Here is a 19,532-nt window from a genome sequence, read left to right on the forward strand (position 1 = left end):
CGCCTGTGTAAGACGCACGTCTAGATGCCGGGTACGTGGAACCGCCGCGACCGTCAGTCGGTCAGGTTCACCGTGCGGGCCGAGGCGGCACCGATCTCCGAGGAGATCTCGGCGAGCACCGAGGCCGGGACGTCGTCGTCGACGGTGAGCACGACCAGCGCCTCGCCGCCCGCGTCCGTCCGCGAGACCTGCATGCCCGCGATGTTCAGACCGGCCTCGCCGAGGATCCGGCCGACCGTGCCGACGACACCGGGACGGTCGTCGTAACGCAGCACCACCATGTGGTCGGCCAGCGCCAGGTCCACGTCGTACTCGCCGACGGCGACGATCTTCTGGAGGTTCTTGGGCCCGGCCAGCGTGCCGGAGACCGAGACCTCCTCACCGCCCGAGAGCGTGCCGCGGACGGTGACCACATTGCGGTGGTCCGGCGACTCGGAGCTGGTGGTGAGGCGGACCTCGACACCGCGCTCCTGCGCGAAGAGCGGGGCGTTGACGTAGGACACCGTCTCGTCGACGACGTCCTCGAAGACGCCCTTGAGCGCGGAGAGTTCGAGCACCTTGACGTCGTGCTGGGTGATCTCGCCGTACACCTCGACATCGAGGCGGACCGCGACCTCGCCCGCGAGCGCGGTGAAGATCCGGCCGAGCTTCTCGGCGAGCGGCAGACCCGGGCGCACGTCCTCGGCGATCACGCCGCCCTGGACGTTGACCGCGTCCGGCACGAGCTCACCGGCGAGGGCCAGGCGCACGGACCTGGCGACCGCGATGCCCGCCTTCTCCTGGGCCTCGTCGGTGGAGGCGCCGAGGTGCGGGGTGCAGACGACCTGGTCGAACTCGAAGAGCGGGGAGTCCGTGCAGGGCTCCTTCGCGTACACGTCGAGGCCGGCGCCGGCGACGCGGCCCTCCTTGAGGGCGGAGGCGAGCGCCGCCTCGTCGACGATGCCGCCGCGCGCGGCGTTGACGATGCGGACCGAGGGCTTCACCTTGTGCAGCGCCTCGTCGCCGATCAGGCCGAGCGTCTCGGGGGTCTTGGGCAGGTGCACGGTGATGAAGTCGGCGACCTCCAGCAGCTCGTCCAGCGTGAGGAGCTTGACGCCCATCTGCGCGGCACGCGCGGGCTGCACATAGGGGTCGTACGCGACGATCTTCATGCCGAAGGCGGACATGCGCTGCGCGACCAGGACGCCGATGCGGCCGAGGCCGACGACGCCGAGGGTCTTCTCGCTGAGCTCGACGCCGGTGTACTTGGAGCGCTTCCACTCGCCGTTCTTGAGGGCGGTGTTGGCCTGCGGGATGTTGCGCGCGGTGGCGACCAGCAGACCGCAGGCCAGCTCGGCGGCGGTGACGATGTTGGAGGTCGGCGCGTTGACGACCATCACGCCGGCCTTGGTGGCGGCGGAGACGTCGACGTTGTCCAGACCGACGCCCGCGCGGGCGACGACCTTCAGCTTCTTCGCGGCGGCAATGGCCTCGGCGTCGACCTTGGTGGCGGAGCGCACCAGGATGGCGTCGACGTCGGTGATCGCGGGGAGGAGCTCGGCGCGGTCCGCGCCGTTGCAGTGCCGGATGTCGAAATCCGGGCCCAGCGCGTCCACCGTGGCGGGCGACAGCTCTTCAGCGATGAGTACGACAGGTTTCGAGCTCACGTGAGTCCTCACAGGTCCAGTGCGGACGGCCGTCCCGACGGCCGCAGGCGGTGGAGGGGCTTGCCGCGTGGAAGACGCACGACACTGTGGGCCTGACGCGTGTATGTGTGGAGAAGTGTAGTCATGCGCCAGGACGCATACTGCGCCCCGTTGGAAGGATCACCCACACGGGGGTGGACGACTTGTACACACGTACGACGCCGCCTCTTCCAGCGGTGAAGCGGGCAAACGCCCCGGGGACGGATCCGTGGACCCCGCCCCCCGGGGCGTCGGTGTTACGCGTCCTCGTCGTCGACCCAGCTCATGAGCTTGCGCAGCTCGCGGCCGGTGGTCTCCAGGAGGTGGTCGCTGTCGGCCTTCTTGTACTCGTTGTACTTGGGCAGACCGTTGTGGTACTCGGCCATCCAGTTCTTGGCGAAGGTGCCGTCCTGGATCTCCGCGAGGACCTTCTTCATCTCGGCCTTGGTGGCGTCGGTGATGATCCGCGGGCCGGTGACGTAGTCGCCCCACTCGGCGGTCTCCGAGATGGACCAGCGCATCTTCTCCAGACCGCCCTCGTACATGAGGTCCACGATGAGCTTCAGCTCGTGCAGGCACTCGAAGTACGCGATCTCCGGCTGGTAACCGGCCTCGGTCAGGGTCTCGAAACCGGCCTTGACCAGGGCGGCGGTGCCACCGCAGAGGACGGCCTGCTCACCGAACAGGTCGGTCTCGGTCTCCTCGGTGAAGGTCGTCCTGATGACGCCGGCGCGGGTGCCGCCGATGCCCTTCGCGTAGGACAGGGCGAGCGCCAGGCCGTTGCCCGAGGGGTCCTGCTCGACGGCCACGATGCACGGAACGCCGCGGCCCTCCTCGTACTGACGACGGACCAGGTGACCCGGGCCCTTCGGCGCGACCATGCAGACATCCACATCGGCCGGCGGCTTGATGAAGTCGAAGCGGATGTTCAGGCCGTGGCCGAAGAACAGCGCGTCGCCGTCCTTGAGGTTGTCCTTGATGGACTCCTCGTAGACCTGGGCCTGGATCGGGTCCGGGACCAGGATCATGATGACGTCGGCCTCGGCGGCGGCCTCGGCCGGGGTCACCACGCGCAGGCCCTGCTCCTCGGCCTTGGCCCTGGACTTGGAGCCCTCGTGCAGACCGACCCGGACGTCGACACCCGAGTCGCGCAGCGACAGCGCGTGGGCGTGGCCCTGGCTGCCGTAACCGATGACCGCGACCTTGCGGCCCTGGATGATGGACAGGTCGGCATCGTCGTCGTAGAACAGCTCGGCCACTGGGTCTCTCCTTGGTGTGCAGGTGTTGCGTCCCACCGTACGGCGGGGTGCGTCAATTACGTTTTCGGGTCTCGCCATACGAGCGGCGAGAGGGGTGGCGGCTAGGCCGTACGGTCGAGGGCGCGCAACGACCGGTCGGTGATCGAGCGCGCGCCGCGCCCTATGGCGATGGTGCCGGACTGGACGAGCTCCTTGATGCCGTACTGCTCCAGCATCTTGAGCATGGCCTCCAGCTTGTCGGCGCCGCCGGTCGCCTCGATCGTGACGGCCTCCGGGGAGACGTCCACGGTCTTGGCGCGGAACAGCTTGACGATCTCGACGATCTGGGAGCGGGTCTCGTTGTCGGCGCGGACCTTCACCAGGACGAGTTCGCGCTGGATCGCAGCGGAGTGCTCGAGTTCGACGATCTTCAGGACGTTGACCAGCTTGTTGAGCTGCTTGGTCACCTGCTCCAGGGGCAGCTCCTCGACACCCACCACGATGGTGATGCGGGAGATGTCGGGATGTTCGGTGGTACCGACCGCGAGCGAGTCGATGTTGAAGCCGCGGCGGGAGAACAGGGCGGTGATCCGGGCGAGGACACCGGGCTTGTTCTCGACCAGGACGGAGAGCGTGTGCTTGGTGGACATGAGTCGGTCTCTCTCTGTCTCTCAGTCGTCTTCGTTGTCGCCGAAGTCGGGACGGACCCCGCGGGCGGCCATGACCTCGTCGTTGGAGGTGCCTGCGGCGACCATCGGCCACACCATGGCGTCCTCGTGGACGATGAAGTCCACCACGACGGGGCGGTCGTTGATGGAGTTGGCCTCTTCGATGACCTTGTCCAGGTCGGCCGGGTCCTCGCAGCGGATCGCGTAGCAGCCCATGGCCTCGGACAGCTTGACGAAGTCCGGGACGCGGGTGCCCTTCGCCGGGACTCCCTCGGTGTCCGCGCCGGAGTGCAGCACGGTGTTGGAGTACCGCTGGTTGTAGAACAGGGTCTGCCACTGGCGGACCATCCCGAGCGCGCCGTTGTTGATGATCGCGACCTTGATCGGGATGTTGTTGAGCGCGCAGGTGGTGAGTTCCTGGTTGGTCATCTGGAAGCAGCCGTCGCCGTCGATCGCCCAGACGGTACGGTCCGGCATGCCGGCCTTGGCGCCCATCGCGGCCGGGACCGCGTACCCCATCGTTCCGGCGCCGCCGGAGTTCAGCCAGGTGGCGGGCTGCTCGTACTGGATGAAGTGCGAGGCCCACATCTGGTGCTGGCCGACGCCCGCCGCGAAGATCGTGCCCTCGGGGGCGAGCTGTCCGATGCGCTGGATGACCTGCTGCGGCGAGAGGCTGCCGTCCTCGGGCAGGTCGTAGCCGAGCGGGTAGGTGTCGCGCCAGCGGTTGAGGTCCTTCCACCAGGCTGAATATCCCGTTCGGGCGGCCTCGCCGACATGGCCCTCGGTGTGCTCGGACTGGACGGCCTGGACCAGGTCGGCCAGGACCTCGCGGGCGTCCCCGACGATCGGGACGTCGGCCGCGCGGTTCTTGCCGATCTCGGCGGGGTCGATGTCGGCGTGGACGATCTTGGCGTACGGGGCGAAGCTGTCCAGCTTGCCGGTGACGCGGTCGTCGAAGCGGGCTCCGAGGGCGACGATCAGGTCGGCCTTCTGCAGCGCGGTGACGGCGGTGACCGCACCGTGCATGCCCGGCATTCCGACGTGCAGCCGGTGGCTGTCGGGGAATGCGCCGAGCGCCATCAGCGTGGTGGTGACGGGCGCTCCGGTGAGCTCTGCGAGGACCTTCAGTTCGGCGGTGGCCCCCGCCTTGATGACGCCGCCGCCGACGTACAGCACCGGCCGCTTGGCCTGGGTGATCAGCCTGGCGGCTTCGCGGATCTGCTTGGCGTGCGGCTTGGTGACCGGGCGGTAGCCGGGCAGGTCCAGGGTCGGCGGCCAGCTGAACGTGGTCTGCGCCTGGAGGGCGTCCTTGGCGATGTCGACGAGGACCGGTCCCGGACGGCCGGTGGAGGCGATGTGGAAGGCCTCGGCGATCGTGTGCGGGATGTCCTCGGCCTTGGTGACCAGGAAGTTGTGCTTGGTGACCGGCATGGTGATGCCGCAGATGTCGGCTTCCTGGAAGGCGTCCGTACCGATCGCCTTGGAGGCGACCTGGCCGGTGATCGCGACCAGCGGGACGGAGTCCATGTGGGCGTCGGCGATCGGGGTGACCAGGTTGGTGGCGCCGGGCCCCGAGGTCGCCATGCAGACGCCGACCTTGCCGGTGGCCTGCGCGTAGCCGGTGGCCGCGTGCCCGGCGCCCTGCTCGTGGCGGACCAGCACGTGGCGGACCCGGGTGGAGTCCATCATCGGGTCGTACGCCGGAAGGATGGCGCCGCCGGGAATGCCGAATACCGTGTCGGCCCCCACCTCCTCGAGGGAGCGGATGAGGGACTGCGCGCCCGTGACGTGCTCAACGGTGGCGGCGTTCGATCCGCCGTTACGGGCCCGCGGCTGGGGATGGTGGGCCCCGGTGGCCTGCTCGGTCATCGGCATTCTCTTCTCGAAGCTGAGGGTTTCTGCGGGTGTTTTGCAACAGTTTGCGTGGTGCCGGTGCAACAAAAAACCCCTCGTGCCGTGAGGCAAGCGAGGGGAGCGCGTCGGTGCGGTCTGCAGAGTGCCTGGGAGGACTCTGCTTCAGCCGACGCGCTTTCCAAGTACGAGAATTCGGGTGCGCATGGCAATGACCCTCTCTCCGACGCACTCGACGTGTCAAGTGGGTGGGATGGGCGTCTCAACATGTGAGCCGCTGAGGAGGGGAATCGAGCCACCGGTCAGGACCGGCTGAGCCATGGCGCTGCCGGGCACCGGGAACTCGCCGCGGTCCAGGGCGCGGCGCAGCCGGTACTCGTCGAGCGGCCCGGAGAAGGCCATTCCCTGGCCGTGCGTGCAGCCCATGGCGCGCAGCGCGAGGACCTGCTCCGGTACGTCGACGCCGTCGGCCACGGACTGCATGCCGAGGTCGCAGGCGATCCGCAGGAGGCCGCTGGTGATCTTGTGCAGCCGGGCGGACTCCACCACGCCCTCGACCAGACCGCGGTCCAGCTTGAGTACGTCGATGGGGAGCCGGCGCAGGGCGTTGATCGCGGCGTAGCCGCTGCCGAAGCCGTCGAGCGCGATGCGGACACCGATGCGGCGCAGGGCCACGAGACGCTGCTCCAGTTCGTCGAAGGAGATCCGGGGGTCGCTGTCGGCGACCTCGATCATCAGCGCCCCGGAGGGCAGGCTGTGCCGGGTCAGCAGCGCCTCGACGGAGCCGAACGGCATCCCCTTGTCGAGGAGCCGGCGGGCGGAGAGGCGCACGGCGACGGAGACCGGGTGTCCGGCCCTGGCCCGGTCGGCGGCCTGCTCGACGGCCTCTTCGAGGAGCCAGCGGCCCAGCTCGGCGGTGCGGTCGCTGTCCTCGGCGACGCGGAGGAACTCGGCCGGGGTGAACAGGATGCCCTGGGCGGAGCGCCAGCGGGCCTGGGCGGCGACGGCGGCGACCGTGCCGCTGGCGAGATGCACGACGGGCTGGTGGAGCAGGGCGAACTCGCCGTCGCGCAGGGCGGTGCGCAGCCGGGTCGCCAGCTCGGAGCGGCGCACCACATCGGCCTGCATCTGCGGGGCATACAGCTCGACGCGGTCCTTGCCGCCCGCCTTGGCGCGGTACATGGCGAGGTCGGCGTTGCGCATGAGGTCGCTGGGGGTGATGCCGGGCTCGGCGAAGGCGACCCCGATGGACGCGGCGACCCGGACCTCGCCGCTGCCGATCCGGTACGGCTGAGCGAGGGTGAGGCGCAGCCGGTCGGCGATCTCGTGCACCTGGCACTCCCGGGCGGGCTGGTCGCGGGTGCCGTCGCCGAGGATGATCGTCGCGAATTCGTCGCCGCCGAGTCGGGCCGCGGTGTCACCCGCCCGGACGGATTCCTGGAGGCGGCGGGCGGCCTGGACGAGGAGCTCGTCGCCCGCCTGGTGGCCGAGGCGGTCGTTGACCGCCTTGAAGCCGTCGAGGTCGATGAAGAGCACGGCGGTGCCGGAGTCGCCGGAGCGGCGGCCGCCGAGGGCCTGGCGGACCCGTTTGGTGAACAGGGCCCGGTTGGGCAGGTCGGTGAGCGGGTCGTGCTCGGCGTTGTGCTGCAACTGGGCCTGCAGCCGGACCCGTTCGGTCACATCGCGGCTGTTGAGGATCAGCCCGCCCTGATGGCGGTTGACCGTGGATTCGACATTGAGCCAGTCGCCCGTACCGGACCTGAAGCGGCACTCGATCCGGGTGGTGGGCTCCTCGCTCGGCGGGGCGGCGAGAAACCGGCGCACCTCGTGGACCACCCGCCCCAGGTCCTCGGGATGGATGATCGAGGCGAGCTCGGCGCCCACCAGGTCGTCGGCCTCGCGCCCGTAGACCCCGGCCGCGGCGGGGCTGACGTAGCGCAGCACACCGGTGGGGGCGGCGATCATGATCACGTCGCTGGAGCCCTGCACCAGGGAGCGGAAGTGGTTCTCCTTCTGCGCCAGTTCCTGGGTGAGGGCGATGTTGTCGACGAGCATGATGCCCTGCCGGACGACCAGGGCGAGCACCACCGTGCAGCCGGTGAAGATCACGACGCGGTCCACCCGGCGGCCCTCGATGGCGCTGTAGAGAATGCCGAGGGTGCAGACGGCGGCGGCGAGATAGGGCGTCAGCGCGGCCAGCGATCCCGCGATGGGGCGGCTGGTGGGAGGCGCGCCGCGCGGCGGGAAAGCGTTGTCCGCGGCCCTGTTCGCGCCCCAGGGGGCGTACGCGAGGAGCAGCGAGCCGGCGAACCAGCCCGCGTCCAGCATCTGGCCGGAGTGGTAGGTCTGGCGCAGCAGCGGTGAGGTGAACAGGGCGTCGGACAGGACCGTCAGGGCGAGCGCGGCGACGGCGGTGTTCACCGCGGAGCGGTTGACGTTGGACCGCCGGAAGTGCAGGGCCAGCACCATGGAGACCAGCACGATGTCGAGCAGCGGATAGGCCAGCGCGAGCGCCGCGCGGGCCACGCTCACGCCCTCGGCGTCCACCAGATGCGCGGTGTGGGCGAGGGCGAGGCTCCAGGAGAGCGTGAGGAGCGATCCGCCGATCAGCCATGAGTCCAGCGCGAGGCAGAGCCAGCCGGCCCTGGTGACGGGGCGCTTGGCGAGGACCAGCAGCCCGACGATGGCGGGCGGTGCGAAGCAGAGGAAGAAGACGTCGGCCAGGGAGGGGGTGGGCACCGGGAGCCCGAGCACGACCTCGTACCAGCCCCAGACCCCGTTGCCCGCGGAGGCCATGAACGAGGAGAGCGAGAACAGCAGCCAGGCGGGCCGGAACCGGCTGCTGCCGGCCCGCGCGTAGCGGTAGCAGGAGACGGCGGCGATCAGCGCCGCCGCACTGAGCCCGAAATCCCCCATGACGAGCGCCAGTTGCGGCGAGCCCCAGCCGAAGGCCGCCCCCGCGGCATAACCGGCCCAGACGATGCCGAGAAGGATCTGCCAGACCAGCGCGGACGTGCCGCCCACGGCCGTCCTCCGGGAGAGGAGCGCCCCGAGCGCGTCGGCCGGCGCGCTCACCGGGGCGCCCCCGGTGTCGTCGGGTGCGCTCGCACCCGGCGTCCCGCCGGTCCCCGTCGGCTGTCCGGTGGTGTCGGATCATGCGCCCATCGGCCGTACATCGCCCGTCGCCCCCTCGCGTGTCGCGTCCTCCCCGGCGCCTTCCCTTCCACGGCGCAGCGCCCCTTTCGGGACGATACACCAGACTCGTCACGCAGGGACATAGTTCCTCTACTCTCCGTGACGACCTGGAGAGTTGTCCGGAACGGTGTGCGACCGAGGGCCTCCGCAGCGTGGTCAGCCGATGGTGCGTACCACGTTCCGGACCGGCTCTCCCGCGGCGAACCGGCGCAGCTGTCCGGCCAGCAGACGCTTGGCCCGCGGCAGGAAGGCCGACGTGCTGCCGCCCACGTGAGGAGTGATCAGGACGTTCGGAGCATGCCAGAGCGGGTGGCCGGCGGGCAGCGGTTCCGGGTCGGTGACGTCGAGGGCGGCCCGCAGCCGGCCGGACTCGAGTTCGCGCAGCAGCGCGCCGGTGTCGACGACGCCGCCCCGCGCCACGTTCACGAGCAGCGACCCGTCCGGCATCGCGGCGAGGAACTCCGCCCCGACCAGCCCCTGTGTGGACGGATTCAGCGGGGTGGACAGCACGACGACATCGGCCTCGGGCAGCAGCGCCGGCAGGTCGTCGAGCGTGTGTACGGGGCCGCGTACGGTGCTCCTCGCGGAGCGCGCGACGCGCGCCACCCGGGCGCACTCGAAGGGTGCGAGCCGGTCCTCGACGGCGGCGCCGATCGATCCGTACCCCACGATCAGCACGGACTTGTCGGCGAGCGCGGGGTAGAAGCCGGACCGCCACTCCTCCTTGTCCTGGCCGTGGACGAATCCGGGAACGCCGCGCAGGGAGGAGAGGATCAGGGTGAGGGCGAGCTCCGCGGTGGACGCCTCGTGGACCCCCTTGGCATTGCAGACCAGCACCCCGTCCGGCAGCAGACCGAGTCCGGGCTCGACGTGGTCGATGCCCGCGGTGAGTGTCTGCACGACCTGGACGACCGCCATGCCGCCGAGCGGACGTACGGAGACCTCGGCGCCCTTCATGTACGGCACGGCGTAGAAGGCGCAGTCGGCGGGGTCGGCGGGGTAGTCCGGTTCGCCGTCCCAGAGCCGGTAGTTGAGCCCCTCGGGAAGACCTTCGATCTCGTCGGCCGGGAACGGCAGCCATACGTCGGGCGTCTTCGTCACGTCGGGAGTGCTGGTCGAAGTCATGGTCAGGAGGCTAATCGGCGGAGGCCGTGCGAGGCCGGGCGGGCGGCAGAGGTTACTTTGGGGTGCGGTGCGGTCCCGTGACGGCGGGGCATGGGCCCGGTTCGACGGCGGGGCCTGGGGAGGGTCGGGGAGTTGGAGCGCAGGAGTCTCGGTGCGGCGGCGCTCGCCGTGGGGGCGGTCGGTCTCGGCTGCATGCCGATGAGCTGGGCGTACAGCGCGTCGCAGCAGCGCGGTGACCGCGCGTTGCGCACGGTGCACGCCGCACTCGACGCGGGCGTCCAACTGCTCGACACGGCCGATATGTACGGCCCGTTCACCAATGAGCTGCTGGTGGGGCGGGCGCTGAAGGGCCGCAGGTCGGACGCGTTCGTCTCCACCAAGTGCGGACTGCTGGTGGGTGATCAGCACATCGTGGCCAATGGCCGCCCCGGCTATGTGCGGCGGGCCTGCGACGCCTCGTTGCGCCGGCTGCAGACCGATGTGATCGACCTGTACCAGCTGCACCGGGCCGACCCCGAGGTGCCGATCGAGGAGACCTGGGGCGCGCTGGCGGAGCTGGTGACCGCCGGAAAGGTGCGGGCGCTCGGGCTCTGCGCGATCGGGGCGCGGGCTTCGCGCCGATCGGGTTCCCGGATGTACGACGAAACGATCCGTCAGCTGGAGCGGGTGCAGCAGGTATTCCCGGTGAGCGCGGTGCAGGCGGAGCTCTCGGTCTGGTCGCCGGAGGCGCTGGAGTCGTTGCTTCCGTGGTGCTCGGCGCGGGGTGTCGGGCTGCTCGCGGCGATGCCGCTCGGGAACGGCTATCTGACGGGCACGCTGACGCCGGGACAGGGCTTCGAGCCGGAGGATCTGCGCGCCCGGCATCCCCGGTTCACGGCGGAGATGATGGCGGCGAACCAGCCGGTGGTCGTGGGGCTGCGGCGGATCGCCGAGCGGCACGGGGCGACCGCCGCGCAGGTGGCGCTGGCCTGGGTGCTGCGGCAGGGGCCGCATGTGGTGCCGGTGCCGGGGACCAAGCGGGAGCAGTGGGCGGTGGAGAACGCGGGGGCGGCCGGGCTGGCCCTGACCGCGCGGGATCTGGCGGAGATCGCCGGACTGCCCGGGGCGCGGGGGTCCTGGGACTGAGATCCGCCCCGCCGGTGGACACCGGTCGGCAGAATCGGCGGGTATCGGGAACCCCGGGGCGGTACCGCGGTGTAAGAACAGTAGTCAGGTGGCCGTCGAAGGGATCGGTGCTGTGCGCGGAGTTCTGTTCGGATCTGTACGGGGCCCCGCCGGGCCCCGGGGCCCGCGTCGGGCCCTGCGCCGCGGGACGGTGGCAGCGCTGGCCGTCGGCTCGTTGGTGCTGACCGCGGGGTGTTCCCCGGACGGCGGCTCCGGCAGCACGGCGGGCGTCGGGAGCACGCCGCCGGTCTCCCGCTCCTCCCCCGCCGCCCCGGCCCCGTCCGCCTCGCCGTCCCTGCCGCCCGCGAAGGGCTCGGTGAGGGTGGTGTCGACGCTCACCGAGGGGCTGGACTCGCCCTGGGGGCTGGCGGCGCTGCCCGGCGGCGATCTGCTGGTCTCCTCCCGCGACAAGGGCACGATCACCCGGATCGACGGGAAGACCGGCAGGAAGACCCTGCTGGGCGCGGTGCCCGGGGTGTCGCCCGCCGGTGAGGGCGGACTGCTGGGGATCGCGGTCTCCCCCACGTACGGCACGGACCATCTGGTGTACGCGTACTTCACGACCGAGTCCGACAACCGCATCGCCCGGATGCAGTACGACGAGAACGGCACGGTGCCCGGCCGGCTGCTGGGCGCGCCGGACACGATCCTGCGCGGCATCCCCAAGGGGTCGATCCACAACGGCGGGCGGATCGCCTTCGGCCCGGACCACATGCTGTACGCGGGCACCGGCGAGACGGGCGACGACGGCCTCGCCCAGGACAAGAAGTCGCTGGCCGGCAAGATCCTGCGGATGACCCCGGACGGGCAGCCGCTGCACGGCAATCCGGCGGCCGACTCCGTGGTGTATTCGTACGGCCACCGCAATGTGCAGGGGCTGGCCTGGGACGGGCAGCAGCAGCTGTGGGCCTCCGAATTCGGGCAGGACACCTGGGACGAGCTGAACCGGATCGTGCCGGGCGGGAACTACGGCTGGCCGGAGGCCGAGGGCAGGGCGGGGAAGAAGGGCTTCATCGATCCCGTGGCACAGTGGAAGACGTCCGAGGCGTCCCCGAGCGGGATCGCCTTCGTCAAGGGTTCGATCTGGATGGCGGGCCTGCGCGGCGAGCGGCTCTGGCGGATTCCGCTGTCCGGCGAGGCCGGCAAGGAACCTCTCGCGGCCCCGCAGTCGTTCCTGGAAGGAAAGTACGGCCGTCTGCGCACCGTGCTAGCCGCGGGCGGCGACAAGCTCTGGCTCGTCACGAGCAATACGGACACCCGTGGCACCCCGAAGCCGGGAGACGACAGGATCCTGGTGCTGGCGGTGCGGTAGCGGCTACAGCAGGTGAAGGGGCGTGCGGCCGGTGTTCAACTTCTTCGAGGAACTCTTCGCACCGGGCCGCAAGCATGCCGCCGAGGAACAGAAGCGGCTGGAGCTGACCCGGGTGGATCTCGGCGTCGGCGACCCGGGGCGCGGGCCGATAGACCTGGCCTCCGGGAAGGTCGTCGTCAGGGCGTCCGGCGCGGGCACCGACGAGAACACGGACACGGACGCGGACCGGGGGCCCGACCAGGAAGCGGCCCCGGAAGCGGACGCCCCGGACGCTCGGTCGTGAGTGAGCGGGGCGGGCCGGATTCGGCCGGTCCCGGTCAGGTGGCGTTCCCGGCGGGGTACAGGCGGAGCCGGTGGGCGAGGGCTGCCGCCTCGCCGCGGCTGGAGACGCCGAGCTTGGCGAGGATGCTGGATACGTGCACGCTCGCGGTCTTGGGCGATATGTAGAGTTCCTCGGCGATCCTGCGGTTGGTGTGGCCGGCGGCGACCAGCCGGTGCACATCCTGTTCGCGCCGTGTCAGCCCGAAGGACTCCACCGCGGCCGCGGCCGCCTCGCGCAGACGGTCCTCGGTCCTCTCCCGGTCCGTGGCCTCGTCGCCGGTGCCGTCCTCGGCGGGGACGGTGACGGCGGCCGGGATCTCGTGTGCGGCTCCGCGGTCCGGGGCGGCGAGGGCGATGCGGGCGCGGCCGGCCAGCAGCTCGATGGTCTCGGTCAGCGGGCGCGCGCCGAGCCGCACGGTGGTGCCGTGGGCCTCGCGCAGCAGGGCGGTGACCGTGGCCCGGTCGCCCGCGGCGACGAGGAGGGCCTCCGCCCAGCGGTGCTGGATCTGGGCCAGCTCGTACGGGCGGTGCAGCGGCGCGAAGGCGGCGGCCGCGCGGGACCAGTCGCCGGGGGTGTCGAGGCCCTCGGCCCTGGCGAGCTCGGCATCGATCAGGAGACCGTGGGCGGCCCAGACGGGGACGAGCGTCGGCAACCGCTTCAGGTGGCTGCGGATGGCGGCGAGAATCGCCGGCCGGCCGGGGTCGGCGGCGGGCAGGCCCCTGGCGTCGGCCTCGGCTGCGGCCGCGACGTGCAGCAGCGGCAGGGCGTACCGCTGGGTGCCGGGCGGGAAGCCCTGCTCCGACCGGGCCTCGAACTCGGCCCGTGCCTCGGCGAGCCGGCCCTGCTGCGCGGCGAGGGCCATGGCATGGCGTGCGGGGGCGATCACATGCTGGGGCTGCGGGTCACGGGATCCGAAACTGCGCCGGGTCAGGGCGAGTTGCATCTCTGCTTCGGCCAGGTCGCCCCGGGCCAGGGCCAGTTCGGTACGGCGCGAGGCCACGAGTCCCTGCGCCTTGCCGGATCTGGCGGCGCGGGCCGCCGCGTCGGTGGTGGCCCGGCTCTCGTCCCAGTGCCCCAGGGAGAACAGCGAGGTCGCCCGGTTGCAGCGGACCCAGGCCTCCATGTCGGCGATGCCGTGGCTGCGGCTGATCTCGATGCCGTGGTCCGCGGCGGCCACGGCCTCCAGGGAGCGGCCCATGGATTCGAGGGTGGAGGGGAGGTTGATGCCGGCCCGGCTCATGATGCCGACCAGGTGCAGCTCGTCGGCGCGGTCGCGGACGGCGTACATCTCGGCGATGCCCTCGTCGACGCCGCCCGCCTCGGCGGTGAGCCAGCCGCGGGTGAGCCGGGCGTGCAGCTCGATGTACTCGTCGCCGACGAGCCTGGCGTACTCCACCGCCCGGTCGGCGGCGAGCAGTGTCTCGGCGCCGGGACGGTGCAGGGCGCCCCATCCCGCCGCACTCATCAGGACGTCGGCGTGCACGGCGGACGGGGGCAGGCCCCGGACGAGCTCCTGGGCGGTGGCCAGTTCCTCGCGGCCGTCGCCGCGGGTGAGGTCCTGCATCAGCCGGGAGCGCTGCACCCAGAACCAGGCGGCGCGCAACGGGTCGTCCTCGCCCTCCAGGACCCGCATGGCCTTCTTGGCGATGGCCAGGGCGCGTTCGCGTTCCCCGCCGAACCGGGCGGCGACGGTGGCCTCGGCCATCAGGTCGAGATAGCGCAGCGGGGGGGTGTCGGGGTCGCAGCCGCAGGCCGGGTAGCTCTCGGCGTAGTCGATGGGGCGCAGGGTGCGGCGTACGTCGTCGGGGGCGTCGTCCCACAGTTCCATCGCCCGTTCCAGCAGGCGGAGCTGTTCGGAGAAGGCGTAGCGGCGGCGGGCCTCGACGGAGGCCTTCAGCACGGCGGGCAGCGCCTTGGCGGCATCGTGCGCGCCGTACCAGTAGCTGGCGAGGCGGGTGGCGCGCTCTCCGGCGCGGACGAGGGTGGGGTCGGTCTCCAGGGCCTGTGCGTAGCGCCGGTTGAGCCGGGAGCGCTCGCCGGGCAGCAGGTCGTCGCTGACGGCCTCGCGGACCAGGGAGTGCCGGAAGCGGTAGCCGTTGCCCTCCGGGGTGGTGAGCAGCAGGTTGGCGCCGACGGCCGCCCGCAGCGCCTCGATGAGTTCGTCCTCGGTCAGCCGGGCGACCGCGGCCAGCAGTCCGTACTCGACGGTGGAGCCGCCCTCGGCGACGATCCGGGCGATCCGCTGGGCGTTGTCGGGCAGCGCTTCGACGCGTACGAGCAGGAGGTCGCGCAGCGAGTCGGAGAGCCGGGAGTGGTCACCGCTCTCCAGGCTGCAGGCGAGTTCCTCGACGAAGAAGGCGTTGCCGTCGGAGCGTTCGAAGATCTCGTCCACCAGGGCGGCCTCGGGGGTGGCGGCGAGGATTCCGGTGAGCTGGCGGTGGACCTCGGCGCGGTTGAAGCGGGCGAGTTCGATCCGGCGGACGGTACGCAGCCGGTCCAGTTCGGCGAGGAGGGGGCGCAGCGGGTGGCGGCGGTGGATGTCGTCGGAGCGGTAGGTGCCGATCACCACGAGGCGGCCGTTGCGCACGGTACGGAAGAGATAGGCGAGGAGGTGACGGGTGGAGGCGTCGGCCCAGTGCAGGTCTTCGAGGACGAGGACGACGGCGCGCCCGGCCGAGATGCGTTCCAGGAGTCGGGCGGTGAGCTCGAAGAGGCGGGCGGTGCTGTGCTCGTCGGTCGCGTCCCGGTCGGCCTCGCCGAGTTCGGGAAGCAGCCGGGCCAGCTCGCCCTCCTGCCCGGCGCAGGCCGCGGCGACCTCCTCGGGCAGAGTGCGGCGCAGGGCCCGCAGCGCGGTGGAGAACGGGGCGTAGGGCAGGCCGTCGGCGCCGACCTCGACACAGCCGCCGACGGCGACGACCGCGTCCCGGCGCACCGCCGCCGCGAGGAATTCCTCGACCAGCCGGGTCTTGCCGACCCCCGCCTCACCGCCGATGAGCAGCGCCTGCGGCTCGCCCGGCGCGCCGGCCCCGCCCGATCCGTCGGCGCCCTCCGCGCAGGCGCGGGCGAGCGCGTCGACGAGCGAGGCGAACTCGCCCTCGCGGCCGACGAACACGGGACTGACGGACCTGGTTTCCACGTCGCCGAGCATCGCATACGGGTCCGGCCGCGCGGGCCCCGGACCAGAAACGCCGGGCCCCGGACCAGGGGCGTCGGGCGTCGGACCAGGGGCGTCGGGCGTCGGTTCAGCAGCCGTCGGTCCACCGGACATCGGACCGCCGGACCTCGTACGACCGGACATCGGGCGCCGTCACCCGTCCTTCACGCGGCGTGGACGAATCGCTTCCGGTCCGTACTCACCGACCCTTCGGCTTCCTTGCGTCCGGAGTGCCGGGCCGCCCTGCGGGCATCCCGGCGGACGTGAGCGGCCACCCGGACGAGCCGCTCCTGCTCGGCCCGGCGGTGCAGTTCGGCCACGTGCAGCTTGTTGAGTTCGAACGCGTACATGTGCTTCTCCCGGAGGACGACGGCACGTCGGGGCCTGGACGGCCCGTTGGTGCCTGATGGGGGCGGCAGTGCTTCTGCCGTGCCCCCACTGTCGTCTCCCAGGAGGTGTCGCCACATCGGGCAGGATCCGCATCTTCGCGGGGCGGGGAGCCTTAGAAAATCGTGGTCCCTGCCGCATACGGGACGAGGTCCCTCGGGCGGATGCCCTAGAACGCCTGCGAAAGGTCCGGCCCGCTGCGTACACGCGCCTGTCCGCCGGCCGTTGTGCTCAACCGGCGGTCGGCAGCGGCACGATGAGGTCGAAGTACATGCCGATGGAGAGCACCAGCCCGAGGACACCGAGCGCGATGCCGGCGGTGGCCACGGCGCGCACCCAGCCGGGCTGCGGGTGCGCGGAGGGTGCACCGAAGGCCGGGCGGACCAGGGCGAAGATCCCGGCCAGCAGCGCGAGCAGCGCGAACAGTCCGTTGACCAGTGCGGTGGAGTGCCAGGCGTCGCCGTAGATCTCGGAGATCTGCTGGGCGGCGGTGCCACCGGACGAGCTCTTGATCTGGCCGATCAGGGTCTCGCGCTCGGCGGCGACCTTGCCGGTCCAGGACCCGGTGAGCGCGACGACGCCGAGACCGGCCGCGGCCACGGCAGCGGCGGCAGCGCCGAGGCCGGAGGGCTCCTTGGCGGAGTCGTCGTCGAGGTCGTCCGGGTCCAGGTCGTCGTCCTCGGCCTCGGCATCGGCCGCCGTGAGTGCTTCCCCCGCGGCCTTGTCCATGTCGTACGAGACGTCCTCGGCCGCGGCCTTCTTGGTCACGGTCTCCTCGGCGTCGGATGCTTCTGCTGCTGCGGATGCTTCGGGATCGGCGGGAACGGTGGGGCTCGTGGGGGTCCTGGGGTTCATGTTGCGCACGCTAGGCGGCCCGTATGAGAACCCCCTTAACGTCCGCCCGACGCGTCGGCGCCATGCGTGGGCCCCGGTCCCGGCGAGCGTTCGCCCGCCGGGACCGGGACCGGGACCGTCGCCGGGCCGTTGTCGTCCGGGTCAGCCCGTCGCGTCGAAGGAGTCCTGGAGGCGGGGGACGTAGTCGGCGAGCGCGGGCGCCCAGCAGCCGTAGTTGTGGCCGCCGTCGCAGGTGGGAGCCAGCGACGACCCGTCGCCGTAGTCGACCAGGCGGCTGGGCAGACCGAGCTGGTCCAGGCGGGTCTTGACGTTCTTCGCGGCGATCTGGGTGAAGTGGTCGATCAGGCCCTGGTCACCGGTGTAGAGCGTGACCTCGGCAGCGGCGAGCTTCGCCAGGTTGGCCGTGGCGGCGGGGTCGACCGCCTTCCAGATCCGGTCCGCGTTCAGGACCGGATACGGGGAGCCGAAGATCGCGTCGCTGTCGACCGTGGGCCCGTAACCGGTGCACTGGCCGGTCCCGGACGGGGTGGAGGTGCTCACGGCGCACCAGGCGCCCGTGACGTTGAGTTCCGTGGCCAGGACCGCCGCGCGGACCTCCGCCATGCCGAAGTCGATGCCGCCGGACAGGGAGGCGACGTGGCCGAAGAGATCGGGCCGGGCCTCGCCGTAGTGCAGGGCTCCGAACCCGCCCATCGACAGCCCGACGACGGCCCGGTGGCGTTTGTCGGCGATGGTGCGCAGATTGGCGTCGATGAACGGGACGACCTGGTCGAGGTGGAAGGTCTCCCAGTTCGCGGCGCCCTCGGCGGTGTTCTGCATGAGCCAGTCGGCGTACCAGCTCTTCAGGCCGCCGTCCGGCACGACGGTGATCATCGAGTCCGAGCGCAGCGCCGGGGCGGCCGCGGCATCGTCCACGGTTCCGCCGCCGCCGTGCAGGAAGTACGCCACCGGCCACCGCTTGTCCGGGTCGGCCCGGTAGCCGCTGGGGAGGAAGATGCGGATCTTGTGCGGGCCGGACACCTGACGGGTGGTCACGGTGATCGTGAAGTCGGTGCCGGAGCGCACCTCGGTGCCACCGGCGACCTGGGTCAGGCCGAACCCGTCGGACAGCACCGGAGGGGCGGCGCCCCCGGCGTGTGCGGGTGGGGTCGCGAGCAGCGCGGTCACGGTCAGCGCGGCGGCGGCGACAGCCGTCCTCGTCCGCGCTCGCCAGGTGGTCAGCGGTGTTCTCATCGGGTGTCCTCTCCGAGAGCGAGCGGCTCTCGCTGTGGGTGAAGGTCCCTGCCCGGTGGCCGGGCCACGTATCGGCCCGGCCACCGGGAGAGCTCTTCCGGTCGCGGTCCTCAGAGCGCGCAGAACGCGTCCGTCATGGCCTTGCCCGTGTGGGCCTGTCCCGGTGTTCCGGCGAGCAGATGGAACTCGTTGTTCGTGTGCAGCACCTGCTCGGTGCCGTCCTCGCTGGTCAGCCACTCGCTGAAGTAGCCGAGCACCGCGCCGTTGTGCCCCCAGGCCCACTTTCCGCAGGACAGTTTCACGTGCTCGATGCCCAGCCCGTAGCCGACGTCGGCGGTCACGGGGACGGTGGTCTTGAGCTCGGCCAGCTGCGCGGGCTCAAGAAGCTTTCCGGTCAGCAGCGCCCGGGAGAACACGGCCAGGTCGTCCATGGTCGACACCATGGCTCCGGCGCTCCCGCTGACCTGCACGTTGGAGACCGTGGCGTCGTCGATGAGGATCGCCCGGAGCACGTAGCCGTGGAGGTAGTTGCCGTAGAGCGCGGGGTCGGCGGTGGGGAAGCTGGTGTCGCGCAGACCGAGCGGCTCGATGATGCGCCGCTGGACCTCCGCGGCCGGTTCCGAGCCGGTGACGGCCTTGATCACCATGCCCGCGAGCACGTAGTTGGTGTTGGAGTAGCCGAACTTCTCCCCCGGTGCGGACGTCGGCGCGCGCAGGCCGAGGCCGACGTTGACCAGGGTCTGCGGCGGCAGGACCTCCCTCGGGTTGGTGTTGAGGAAGTACGGTCCGTTGATCTGCAGGGCACTGAGGTAGTCGGGCAGGCCCGAGGTGTGGTTGAGCAGCTGACGGATCGTGACCTTGGAGCCGTCGTAGCCGTTGGCGGCGACCGCCCCCGGCAGCCACTTGGCGACGGTGTCGTCCAGTGAGAGCCGCTTCTCGCCCTCCAGTTGGAGCAGCACGGTGGAGATGAACGCCTTGGTGTTGCTGCCTATCCGGAACTTCGCCTTCGGGTCTGCGGGCACCTTGGTCGCACGGTCACCGACACCCGCGTGCACGTACTGGGTGGTGTCCCCGTTCCGCACCATGCCGATCACGCCCGGGTATCCGTCGGCGATCCCCTGCTGCGCGCCGGCCTGCAGGATGTCGGCCGGGGTCGAGGCGGCGGTGGCCGGGGCGGCGGTCGCCGTCCCGACACCGGTCATCAGCAGGCAGGCCGCGGTGGCCACCGGCAGCAGCCAGCGCCGGTGCCCGCTCGCCCGCGAGGAGCGCCGGCCCGCGCCACCGGTGCCCTGGTTCACCTTGCCGGCCTCGGTGCCTGCTCCGGAATCGTCGCGCTTGCTCATTTTCTTTCCTGTCCCTTCGGT

14 protein-coding genes are annotated in these 19,532 nt (G+C 71.4%); 3 read left to right on the top strand and 11 right to left on the bottom strand.

Annotated features, from left to right (window positions below):
• Positions 1-53: 53 nt before the first annotated feature.
• From serA to OG520_RS11765, 6 genes are all read right to left on the bottom strand, one after another.
• Positions 54-1,646, bottom strand: coding sequence for a phosphoglycerate dehydrogenase (serA, locus tag OG520_RS11740; RefSeq protein WP_406013130.1), 1,593 nt, complete (start codon positions 1,644-1,646; stop codon positions 54-56).
• Between the two features lie 275 nt (positions 1,647-1,921).
• Positions 1,922-2,923, bottom strand: a complete 1,002-nt coding sequence (ilvC, locus tag OG520_RS11745; protein ID WP_406013131.1) for a ketol-acid reductoisomerase — start codon at positions 2,921-2,923, stop codon at positions 1,922-1,924.
• A gap of 101 nt (positions 2,924-3,024) precedes the next feature.
• Entirely contained in the window at positions 3,025-3,552 is a 528-nt protein-coding gene (gene ilvN / locus OG520_RS11750) for an acetolactate synthase small subunit (RefSeq protein WP_406013132.1), read from the bottom strand.
• A 21-nt stretch (positions 3,553-3,573) separates the two neighbouring features.
• The gene (locus OG520_RS11755) at positions 3,574-5,445 is read right to left on the bottom strand and encodes an acetolactate synthase large subunit (RefSeq protein ID WP_406013133.1); all 1,872 of its coding nucleotides are present in this window, start codon (positions 5,443-5,445) and stop codon (positions 3,574-3,576) included.
• A gap of 216 nt (positions 5,446-5,661) precedes the next feature.
• Entirely contained in the window at positions 5,662-8,496 is a 2,835-nt protein-coding gene (locus OG520_RS11760; RefSeq protein WP_399334499.1) for a putative bifunctional diguanylate cyclase/phosphodiesterase, read from the bottom strand.
• A gap of 276 nt (positions 8,497-8,772) precedes the next feature.
• Entirely contained in the window at positions 8,773-9,741 is a 969-nt protein-coding gene (locus OG520_RS11765; protein ID WP_406013134.1) for a 2-hydroxyacid dehydrogenase, read from the bottom strand.
• 168 nt (positions 9,742-9,909) lie between these two features.
• Here OG520_RS11765 and OG520_RS11770 point away from each other — a divergent pair, with 168 nt between their 5' ends.
• From OG520_RS11770 to OG520_RS11780, 3 genes are all read left to right on the top strand, one after another.
• Positions 9,910-10,866 (top strand): aldo/keto reductase, encoded by a 957-nt coding sequence (locus OG520_RS11770; protein ID WP_406016464.1) that lies wholly within the window; start codon positions 9,910-9,912, stop codon positions 10,864-10,866.
• 190 nt (positions 10,867-11,056) lie between these two features.
• Positions 11,057-12,217, top strand: a complete 1,161-nt coding sequence (locus OG520_RS11775; RefSeq protein WP_406016465.1) for a PQQ-dependent sugar dehydrogenase — start codon at positions 11,057-11,059, stop codon at positions 12,215-12,217.
• Between the two features lie 22 nt (positions 12,218-12,239).
• The gene (locus tag OG520_RS11780) at positions 12,240-12,500 is read left to right on the top strand and encodes a DUF6191 domain-containing protein (RefSeq protein ID WP_406013135.1); all 261 of its coding nucleotides are present in this window, start codon (positions 12,240-12,242) and stop codon (positions 12,498-12,500) included.
• A gap of 34 nt (positions 12,501-12,534) precedes the next feature.
• Here the strand turns inward: OG520_RS11780 and OG520_RS11785 are convergent, their stop codons facing one another.
• The 5 genes from OG520_RS11785 to OG520_RS11805 all read right to left on the bottom strand — a co-directional run bounded on the left by OG520_RS11785 (position 12,535) and on the right by OG520_RS11805 (position 19,511).
• Positions 12,535-15,687, bottom strand: coding sequence for an AAA family ATPase (locus OG520_RS11785; protein ID WP_406013136.1), 3,153 nt, complete (start codon positions 15,685-15,687; stop codon positions 12,535-12,537).
• 170 nt (positions 15,688-15,857) lie between these two features.
• Positions 15,858-16,043 carry a hypothetical protein gene (locus tag OG520_RS11790; protein ID WP_406013137.1) on the bottom strand — a complete coding sequence of 62 codons (186 nt, stop codon included), beginning with the start codon at positions 16,041-16,043 and terminating at the stop codon, positions 15,858-15,860.
• Positions 16,044-16,311: 268 nt separating this feature from the next.
• Positions 16,312-16,935: a hypothetical protein gene (locus OG520_RS11795; RefSeq protein WP_406013138.1), complete on the bottom strand. Its 624-nt coding sequence runs from the start codon at positions 16,933-16,935 to the stop codon at positions 16,312-16,314.
• A 141-nt stretch (positions 16,936-17,076) separates the two neighbouring features.
• Positions 17,077-18,168, bottom strand: coding sequence for an alpha/beta hydrolase (locus OG520_RS11800; RefSeq protein ID WP_406013139.1), 1,092 nt, complete (start codon positions 18,166-18,168; stop codon positions 17,077-17,079).
• A gap of 110 nt (positions 18,169-18,278) precedes the next feature.
• On the bottom strand, positions 18,279-19,511 hold the full coding sequence (locus tag OG520_RS11805) for a serine hydrolase domain-containing protein (RefSeq protein ID WP_406013140.1): 1,233 nt from the start codon (positions 19,509-19,511) through the stop codon (positions 18,279-18,281).
• Positions 19,512-19,532: the final 21 nt, after the last annotated feature.

It is taken from the genome of Streptomyces sp. NBC_00984 (assembly GCF_045162475.1).
Lineage (GTDB): Bacteria > Actinomycetota > Actinomycetes > Streptomycetales > Streptomycetaceae > Streptomyces.